Annotated in this window: 2 protein-coding genes and 1 pseudogene; all 3 read left to right on the top strand. The window is 53.7% G+C overall.

Annotation, left to right across the window (positions count from 1 at the left end; translation table 11 throughout):
* A pseudogene (locus tag ABJK56_RS02120) lies at positions 1-214 on the top strand (glycosyltransferase family 2 protein); the annotation flags it as partial.
* The gene (locus ABJK56_RS02115; protein WP_347243014.1) at positions 211-570 is read left to right on the top strand and encodes a DUF2304 domain-containing protein; all 360 of its coding nucleotides are present in this window, start codon (positions 211-213) and stop codon (positions 568-570) included. The pseudogene ABJK56_RS02120 and the gene ABJK56_RS02115, both read left to right, overlap by 4 nt.
* 255 nt (positions 571-825) lie before the next feature.
* The gene (locus ABJK56_RS02110; RefSeq protein ID WP_347243013.1) at positions 826-1,083 is read left to right on the top strand and encodes a hypothetical protein; all 258 of its coding nucleotides are present in this window, start codon (positions 826-828) and stop codon (positions 1,081-1,083) included.
* Positions 1,084-1,504 lie beyond the last annotated feature (421 nt).

Genomic DNA, 1,504 nt, shown 5'->3' with positions numbered 1-1,504 from the left:
GATGACCCGACGTGGCGCCCAGCGTATCCACATCACCATGAACCGAATGGAACATGCGAGCGAGATCATTGATCAGATCGCCCGCTCCGGCTTACGCTTTATTGAGGTTCCGGTGACGATCCATTATAGCGACGCGTCGCTGGCCAAAGGGCAGAAGACGACGGCCGCGTTTCGGATGGGCTTACGAATTATTGCCGAAAAGGTGATGCGATGAACCTGTTTCAGATCGTGTTTGTTCCACTGTGCACACTGGCGGCGATCAACCAGCTTTTACGGCTCCGCCGGGGCCAAACAAGCTGGTTGGCCGGGTTGTTCTGGTTTTTCGTTTGGGCGGCTGGTGCGGTGGCCATCGCCTACCCGCCCATCACATCCTTGGCCGCCAAGGTTTTCGGAATCACCCGGGGAAGCGACTTGGTCCTCTACCTGGTCACCCTTGGTCTCTTAGTCTTCCTCCGCGTGTTCTATAATCGCTATAGACGCCTGGAGAATATGGTGACCCAATTGGCACGGGAAATGGCACTAAACCAGGCACAGGTTCACGGACATCCATGCTCTGATATGCGTAGTTGACGGCGCACATTTCGCAATCATCACTCGGGATCAACGAATGTTTGATGACAGGCCACTCTATGAACAACAGAATGAGAAAATGATGCGTGAGCGGGCGCAATTAGCTGACCGGCTCGCCCAACAAATACTCGATACTTGCGCACCGTTTCTGAACAAGCCACCGTCACAATGGGATGTTTTAGATTGCGGATCGGGATACGGTCACACTAGTATCGAATTGTCACGTTCAATCCATTTCACCTGCGAGAATGGTCGATGTCCGAATTCGCGGACTTGCTCAGACAGTTTTTCCCCAGTGTGGAGCTGCTCACCCAAGCCCCATTCTCTCGCAGGTATGTTCGGGCCCTCACGCGGATCGGCAAGCTATCGCACTGGTTGGGGTTCCGCACCCATCAGTTGTGCAAAGTCTTCCTCGAGCTAACAAGACGATTTCCCGATTGTGCGGTCCAACCGTTGAAAGACGGTTACGAGGGGGAAGTGTGCGTCGCCCGATGTACTAAGAGGGCCCGTTGAGATACTCGAACTTACTAGCGCAGTCGCGGCAAGCCTTTCAATTGTTAATAACTGCGCGTCAGGCAAACAAGAGACGTTTACAAGCGGTATACATCCCTGGATGGCGAGGGCGGTCATGAACATACCGAACTCCGCCCGGCTGAGATGGCGGGTAAGCAGAAGGACCACGACCACCAAGGCAGCCTGGCCGACCACCCGGCACGCCACCACCAGAAAAAGTTCCACGCCGCCCGCCGAGCAGCGGGGGTGAGGAACATAGGACGATCACGAGATTGTATCTTTCCGCCCATTTCTCCCGAATAATGTGGTTTGTAATTAGAATAGAATCGAGACTCTCTAAACAAAAGGTGTGTGACAAATGATACGTGAGACTAATCTCCGAATGAGCGACTCTCTTGACTACGATACACGCACACAGTTA

The sequence above is a fragment of the Thermogutta sp. genome (assembly GCF_039793925.1).
Lineage (GTDB): Bacteria > Planctomycetota > Planctomycetia > Pirellulales > Thermoguttaceae > Thermogutta.
This window is presented reverse-complemented; position numbering and strand designations above follow the sequence as displayed.